General features: G+C 67.5%; 9 protein-coding genes. 6 read left to right on the top strand and 3 right to left on the bottom strand.

Translation table 11 applies throughout. The features are described 5' to 3' along the window. Positions 1-157 precede the first annotated feature (157 nt). The 3 genes from secE to NBV68_RS16585 are packed head-to-tail and all read left to right on the top strand — an operon-like array spanning position 158 to position 1,189. Positions 158-400 carry a preprotein translocase subunit SecE gene (gene secE / locus NBV68_RS16595; protein ID WP_296311921.1) on the top strand — a complete coding sequence of 81 codons (243 nt, stop codon included), beginning with the start codon at positions 158-160 and terminating at the stop codon, positions 398-400. Between the two features lie 56 nt (positions 401-456). After that, positions 457-993, top strand: a complete 537-nt coding sequence (nusG, locus tag NBV68_RS16590; RefSeq protein ID WP_296311919.1) for a transcription termination/antitermination protein NusG — start codon at positions 457-459, stop codon at positions 991-993. Positions 994-1,006: 13 nt separating this feature from the next. Further along, positions 1,007-1,189, top strand: a complete 183-nt coding sequence (locus tag NBV68_RS16585) for a hypothetical protein (protein WP_296311917.1) — start codon at positions 1,007-1,009, stop codon at positions 1,187-1,189. On the opposite strand, the gene NBV68_RS16580 is transcribed toward NBV68_RS16585, so the two are convergent. Both NBV68_RS16580 and NBV68_RS16575 read right to left on the bottom strand, forming a co-directional pair. After that, entirely contained in the window at positions 1,184-2,860 is a 1,677-nt protein-coding gene (locus tag NBV68_RS16580) for a hypothetical protein (protein WP_296311914.1), read from the bottom strand. The two genes, NBV68_RS16585 and NBV68_RS16580, sit on opposite strands and share 6 nt — an antisense overlap. 56 nt (positions 2,861-2,916) lie before the next feature. Continuing rightward, entirely contained in the window at positions 2,917-3,594 is a 678-nt protein-coding gene (locus NBV68_RS16575) for a PspA/IM30 family protein (RefSeq protein ID WP_296311911.1), read from the bottom strand. 305 nt (positions 3,595-3,899) lie between these two features. On the opposite strand from NBV68_RS16575, the gene rplK reads away from it, so the two are divergent. The 3 genes from rplK (at position 3,900) to NBV68_RS16560 (ending at position 5,521) form a co-directional block, all read left to right on the top strand. After that, entirely contained in the window at positions 3,900-4,331 is a 432-nt protein-coding gene (rplK, locus tag NBV68_RS16570) for a 50S ribosomal protein L11 (RefSeq protein ID WP_296311909.1), read from the top strand. A gap of 4 nt (positions 4,332-4,335) precedes the next feature. Beyond that, on the top strand, positions 4,336-5,028 hold the full coding sequence (gene rplA, locus NBV68_RS16565; protein WP_296311904.1) for a 50S ribosomal protein L1: 693 nt from the start codon (positions 4,336-4,338) through the stop codon (positions 5,026-5,028). 187 nt (positions 5,029-5,215) lie between these two features. Continuing rightward, positions 5,216-5,521, top strand: coding sequence for a hypothetical protein (locus NBV68_RS16560; RefSeq protein ID WP_296311902.1), 306 nt, complete (start codon positions 5,216-5,218; stop codon positions 5,519-5,521). Here NBV68_RS16560 and NBV68_RS16555 read toward each other — a convergent pair. Then, positions 5,480-6,382 (bottom strand): GNAT family N-acetyltransferase, encoded by a 903-nt coding sequence (locus tag NBV68_RS16555; protein WP_296311898.1) that lies wholly within the window; start codon positions 6,380-6,382, stop codon positions 5,480-5,482. The two genes, NBV68_RS16560 and NBV68_RS16555, sit on opposite strands and share 42 nt — an antisense overlap. Between the last annotated feature and the right edge of the window lie 81 nt (positions 6,383-6,463).

Genomic DNA, 6,463 nt, shown 5'->3' with positions numbered 1-6,463 from the left:
CCACCCCCGATGGCCGCACGCGTATGGGCGACATCGTCTTTCCCGACATCGGCAGATATTCCAGCCCCTCCGGCGACCTTGTCCCGGGCGGCGCGGAGCCCTACCTGAAAGCCGGCCGGACGAGACACGACGGCATTACGCGAAGGAACAGGCTTGCATGGCCGACAAGATGATCGCTCCCAAGGACGGGGCAGAACCGAAGAAGCCCAAGACCTCGCCCGGCGAGTTCTTCAATCAGGTGCGCGCCGAGACGAACAAGATCGTCTGGCCGACCCGCGAGGAGACCGTGCGCACGGCGATCTTCGTGTTCATCTTCATGCTGCTGCTGTCGATCTTCTTCCTCGGCGTGGACACCGTGTTCGGCATGATCGTCAACGCGCTGATCGGCCTGCTCAAGTAGGGCGCTCTGCCGCCCCCCTGCCTCTTTCCGCAAGACCCATTTCCCAAGGACGTTCCATGGCCCGCTGGTACATCATTCACGCCTATTCCGGTTTCGAGAACAAGGTGCGCGACGCGATTATCGCCGAAGCCGAACGCCTCGGCCTGTCGGATGGCGTCGAGGAAGTGCAGGTTCCCACCGAGACCATCACCGAGGTCAAGCGCGGCAAGAAGGTGCAGGTCGAGCGCAAGTTCATGCCCGGCTACGTCCTCGCCAAGCTGAACATGACCGACGATGTCTACCACCTCGTCAAGAACACCCCCAAGGTGACCGGCTTCCTCGGTTCGGGCAACAAGCCGCAGCCGATCTCCGAGAAGGAGGCCTCGCGCTATTTCGGCGGCGTCGCCGAAGCCCAGGCTGCGCCGAAGCGCGACATCAGCGTCGATTACGAGATCGGGGATTCGGTCAAGGTCAACGCCGGCCCGTTCGCAAGCTTCAACGGGATCGTCGAAGAGCTCGATTTCGACAAGCAGAAGGTCAAGGTCAGCGTCTCGATCTTCGGCCGCGCGACCCCGGTGGAACTCGGCTTCGAGGAAGTCGAACTGGTGAAGTGAGGGTGCGGGCGCGGTGAAAACCCGCCCCGGCATCTGCAACCGCAAGCGCCGCTTCGCCACCCGCGAGGCGGCCGAGGCGGTTGCCCTCGCCGCGGATGTGCCCTTGCGCGCCTACAAATGCGCGCTGTGCAAGGCGTTCCACCTCACCAGCCGCACCAAAGGGCTGCGGCGGCCGCGGCCCGCGCCCGGATCATGACTTGCGGAAGTGGTTATCCAGCGTGCGCGGCGAGGCATCGCACAGCTCGGGATGGCTGTCAGCCTCGACCTCGCGCCAGATCGCGGCGTAGGTGTCCCGCCAGTAGCGCTGCACCACCTCGCCCGCCTCGCCCTTCAGCCCCATCCGCGCGAGCGTGAAGTAGAGCACCGCCTCGAAGTCGCTGCGATGGCTTCCCTTGCTCGCCGGGTCGGGCGCGCGGGCGTGCCATATCGCCAGCAGCCGCGCCTTGACCTCGGGCGGAGCGGCGGTGCCCATCCGCGCAAAACCGGGCAGCAGCGACGACTTGAGATCGCCCCGCTCGGTCTCCAGCCGGTGCAGCAGAATCTCCCGCTCCGCCGGCACCGCCGCGTCGAGCCGGGGGTAAATCCTGTCGGAATTGCGGGTCCACGGCCGCGCCGTCCCCGGTTCGAGCCAGCGGACGATCTGCGTGCGGTGCCGTGCGAACACCTCGTCCGGCAGCACCGCCATCAGCCGCCACAAGGCGCGTCCGTTTGCGCTCGCCTTGAGGTCGCTTGTCTGCAACCGGCCAAGCGCTGCGACAATCCGGTCGGCATGAGGCACGACCAACCCCGGGCGGATCGTGAGATGGTCGAGACTGCCGCTCCCGATATTGGTGAGCGGATCGGCCAGCATCTCCTCGAGTGCCGCCAGCGCCTCCCCGGTCCGCGCCGCGTCGGCCTGTGCGATCATCGCCGCGACCGCCTCGGCCCCGACCGCCCGCGCCGCGAGGCCCGTCGAGGGGGCGAGCCCGAGCGCGGCGGCGACAACCTCGCGCCCGTCCGGCGTCTCGCTCCCGAGCAGGCGCGCGCGCGGGCGCATCCAGTCGGCAATGCCCTTCCACGAGGGCGAGCCGCTGTTGAGCGCAAAGCCGATGACCGGGAAGGGGAACCGGGCCAGCGGGCTGGTGAGCGCGATCCGCAGATCGCAATGCGCGCCGCTTGCCTCGTCCCGCAGCGTGAAGTCGGTCACCTGCAGCGGCACAAGGTCGTCGCGCCGCCTGTCGCGATGGCTGGTCACGCTCACCACCGGACGCTCGGGTTCCCCCGGCGCGGTGATGATGCCGCCCTCGGGCGGCGGCTCGGGTGCCTGTGCGCCCTTTCTGAAACGCTTGAAGGTCGTGCGGCTTTCAAACTGGGAATAGACGCCGCTCTGCCGCGCCGCGACGCTTTTGGCGAGCTCGCAGGCTTCGGGCGTCCCGACGAAGTGCACACGCCCTTCATCGAACAGGCGCGGCAGCGCATAATCGGTCAGCAGCGCGTGTCCCATGTTCACATCGGACCGGCCCTTCACCAGCACAAGATCCTGCCGCGCGGGATCGAAGGCGAGGCTTTGCCCTGCGTTGAAGTCCGCAAGCTCGCGGGCGATCTGCCGGATCGTCATCCGGTTCCACCCGACCAGCAGGTAATAGGTGCCGAAATAGAGGCCCGGCAGCGCCAGCCAGCCGGGGCTCGCCTGTCCCGTGGCGACCTCCAGCATGGTGCCGAACATGGTGAGGGTGATCAGCACGCCTGCCCACAGCGGCCCGCCCAGGATCATCAGGAAGATGCCGGTGAGCGGAAAGGCCTGCAACGCCAGCACCACGAGGGCGACGACGAGAAGGTTCAGCGATGCAGGCGCACCGGCAGGCAGGTCGAGGAGTTCGAAAAGCATGGGCGCGGGCCTAGCGGAGCCGTGTCAGGCCAACCCGCACGCCTGACGCTGCCGCCTCAGCGCTTCTTGGCGGCCGTCTTCTTCTCGGGCACGGGCGCGGCGGCCTTCAATGCGGCAAGCTCGGCCTCGATTGCGCTCGCACGGCGCATTTCCTCGATCTCGCGGTCGACGCTGGCATTGGTGCGCGCCGGCACCTCGTCCTCGGTGGCGAACTGGGCGCGCTGGCCGAGCGTGTTGATGCGGTTGAGATGCGCCTCCGCGCGGCTCGCCGCGCCGCCGGCGACGCCCGCCCGCGCGGCCTCGTCGGCTGCGATCTGGGCCTTGGCCTGCGCGCGGGTTTCCTCGCGCTTCACTTCAAGCTCGCGCACCGCGGCGTCGATCTCGGCAAGGTTGGCATCGGCGGCAGTGATCTCGTCCTTGAGGCGGGCGATGGTCTGGCGGCACTCCTCGCGCGCCATCAGCGCCTGCCGGGCGAGATCCTCGCGCCCGTGATCCATCGCGGTCTTGGCCTTATCGCTCCAGTCGGCCTCGCGCAGCTCGTGCTGGGCGAGCGAGGCTTCGAGCCGCCGCTTGGCCTGCGAGACGCGGGTACGGTCACCGGTCAGGGTGATGATCGATTCCTCGATCTCGCGCTGGAGCAGGGTGAGCATCTTGGCCGGGTTCGAAGCGGATTCGATCGCGCTCGTCACGTTGCTGGAAATCAGTTCCTTGATCTGGATCGCGACCCGAAACATTTGCGCCCTCCTGTTGAGCCCCCTGGCTGACGAAACGCCACTACCGACAATCCTTTGAAAAAAGGTGAATCGCAAGCCTTGAGTGGGGGCTGTCATGATTTTCCCGCAGGGCGCGCGCGCAGGCTCAGCGGCGTCGATTCGCTTGCATTCTGGCCCCGACACGCTATGCGCGCGCCTTCGCTTGGCCTGAGGGCCGGGTGATTCCGTGCGGGAGCCGCTGCATTGCACGAAGCAGGGGCGCTGGACCGCTTAACATGAGCCTCGCCGGAAACAGCGCGGCAATAGTGCGACAGGAGTAAGGCCTCATGGCCAAGAAAATCGAAGGCTATATCAAGCTGCAGGTGCCCGCGGGCTCTGCCACCCCCTCGCCGCCGATCGGCCCGGCGCTGGGTCAGCGCGGCGTGAACATCATGGAATTCTGCAAGGCGTTCAACGCCGCCACGCAGGAAATGGAAAAGGGCATGCCGATCCCGACGGTCATCACCGTCTACGGCGACCGTTCCTTCACCTTCGTCACCAAGACCGCCCCGGCGACCTACTTCATCAAGAAGGCCGCCAACCTGAAGTCGGGCTCGAAGGAGCCGGGCAAGATTTCGGCGGGTACCATCAAGAGCTCGCAGATCCGCGAGATCGCCGAAGCCAAGATGGTCGATCTGAACGCCAACGACATTGATCAGGCGATGAAGATCATCGCCGGCAGCGCCCGCTCGATGGGCCTCGAAGTGGTGGAGGGCTAAGCACATGGCAAAGATCACCAAGAAGGCGAAGATCCTCGCCAGCCTCGACCGCGAAAAGCTCTACACCGTCGAAGAAGCACTCGCGACCCTGCGCCAGTTCAGCGGCAAGTTCGACGAGACCGTCGAAGTCGCCATGAACCTCGGCGTTGATCCGCGTCACGCTGACCAGATGGTGCGCGGCATGGTGTCGCTGCCCTCGGGCACCGGCAAGGACGTGAAGGTCGCGGTCTTCGCGCGCGGCGACAATGCCGAAAAGGCGCTGGCTGCCGGGGCTGACAAGGTCGGCGCCGAAGACCTCATGGAAGACATGCTGGCCGGCAACCTGGATTACGGCCGCGTCATCGCCTCGCCCGACATGATGGGCGTGGTGGGTCGTCTGGGCAAGATCCTCGGCCCCAAGGGCCTGATGCCGAACCCCAAGCTCGGCACCGTGACCCCCAACGTCGCGCAGGCGGTCAAGGACGCCAAGGGCGGCCAGGTCGAATACCGCGTCGAAAAGCAGGGCATCATCCACTCCGGCATCGGCAAGCTCAGCTTCTCGGACGATGCGCTGAAGGCGAACTTCAAGGCGCTGACCGAGGCGGTGGTGAAGTCGAAGCCGAGCGGCGCCAAGGGCAAGTATGTCCGCAAGGTCTCGCTGACCTCGTCGATGGGCCCGGGCCTCAAGGTCGACCTCTCGGAAGTGGAAGGCGCGTAAGCCCGTTTCCTGCAGCTTCGCGGACAGCATAAGAGGGGTCGGAAGCCATGCGCTTCCGGCCCCTTTTTCCGCCCGCACCATAAGTCATTCGGACCCCTTGTCTTCCCGGTGCGTTGTCCCATTTGATAAGGGCAACCGCGGCGCCCCTCTCCTCCCACTCGCCCGCGGTTCATGAAAGAGGTCGCTCATGCCCGTCGCTTCGGAACGTCTTGTCGGATGGCTTTCGCCCAAGTGGCTGGTGGGCGGGGTTGCCGTGGCCGCCTGCGCCCTGCTGGCGAGCTATGATGTCAGGCTCGGCATGGCGGCGGGCACGCTGCTGGGCGTGGCGGTGCTGATGTGGCTCTACGTCGCGCTGCGCTACGGCTCTATGTCGGGCACGCCCTCGGTGCGCACCGCGCTGGTCGAGCGATCGCGTCAGCAGGCGGCGAACCGGGTGTTGGCGGCGCGCGCGTCAGGCGCGCAAGCGGGCGCGGATCCGGCCGAGGGCGCCTGACCGCTCCGCCAGCGCCTTCGCCCCGGCAACGCCCGCATCGAACACCTCGCGCGCGCCCAGAAGCGTGCGGTTGGTGAAGGTGGGGCGCAGCAGGACGAAGCTCGAACAGGCCGCCGCATGCGTCCCGAACAGCGCCTTGTGCGCGCCCTCGCCCTCGGTGAAGTCGAACCAGGCGAAAGTGTTCTCCGCGAACAATCGCGCCAGCGCCTCGATCTGGAGCACCGTCCCGGGTGACAGCCGCGCCCAGGTCGGATCGTAGCCCAGGTGGGCATAGACGAGCGTGCGCCCGCTCACCGGCAGCGCCAGATAGGCGATGGCCGCGCCGCCGGCATGGAGCAGGAAGGCGCGCATCCGGTCATCCTCGGCCGCCTCGAGCATGGCGCGCCGCGACCCGGCATCGCCGGGCAGCCCCGCACCCAGCAGCCGCGCCTGATAGGTCTTGGCCGACAGCGGCAGGGCAGCGGCAAGGAAGGCCTCGATCTCGGCCGGGGTGCGGTGGGCGGTGACTTGGTAGCCCCCCGGCGCTTCCTCGGCGAGCCGCCTCGCCTTGCGCTTCAGGGTCGAGCGCGTCTTGCCCGAGAAGCGCGCCATGTAGCTATCATGGTCCAGCCCCATGTCGATGTAGTGGCGCCGGTAGTCCTGCCGCCCGCCGGCGATGCAGCCCGGGTAGCGCGCGGCAAGGTCGGGGAGCAGCGTGGTCGGGGCGGAGAGCACCCGCACCCCGTCGCGCGCCGGGGCCGGAGCCGCAGGCAGGGCGGCGGCGAGCACGTCCTCGAGGGTGAAGCCCCAGGTCGCCAGCTCGCGCGGCACGCTGACCAGGCGCCGTGTGCCGAGCGTGAAGTCGATGCCGGCGCGTGCCATCGCCGTGGCCCCTCAGAGGTTGCCGTAAAGCGCGTTGGAGACGAACTGCTCGGCGATCCGGCGCCCGGTGCGCAAGGGGCT

It is taken from the genome of Erythrobacter sp. (assembly GCF_023653175.1).
GTDB lineage: Bacteria > Pseudomonadota > Alphaproteobacteria > Sphingomonadales > Sphingomonadaceae > Erythrobacter.
This window is presented reverse-complemented; position numbering and strand designations above follow the sequence as displayed.

Coding starts and splice junctions, on each gene's coding strand:
- NBV68_RS16580 (WP_296311914.1), bottom strand. CDS start 2,860: ATGCTTTTCGAACTCCTCGACCTGCCTGCCGGTGCGCCTGCATCGCTG.
- NBV68_RS16560 (WP_296311902.1), top strand. CDS start 5,216: ATGCCCGTCGCTTCGGAACGTCTTGTCGGATGGCTTTCGCCCAAGTGG.
- NBV68_RS16555 (WP_296311898.1), bottom strand. CDS start 6,382: ATGGCACGCGCCGGCATCGACTTCACGCTCGGCACACGGCGCCTGGTC.
- secE (WP_296311921.1), top strand. CDS start 158: ATGGCCGACAAGATGATCGCTCCCAAGGACGGGGCAGAACCGAAGAAG.
- rplK (WP_296311909.1), top strand. CDS start 3,900: ATGGCCAAGAAAATCGAAGGCTATATCAAGCTGCAGGTGCCCGCGGGC.
- nusG (WP_296311919.1), top strand. CDS start 457: ATGGCCCGCTGGTACATCATTCACGCCTATTCCGGTTTCGAGAACAAG.
- rplA (WP_296311904.1), top strand. CDS start 4,336: ATGGCAAAGATCACCAAGAAGGCGAAGATCCTCGCCAGCCTCGACCGC.
- NBV68_RS16575 (WP_296311911.1), bottom strand. CDS start 3,594: ATGTTTCGGGTCGCGATCCAGATCAAGGAACTGATTTCCAGCAACGTG.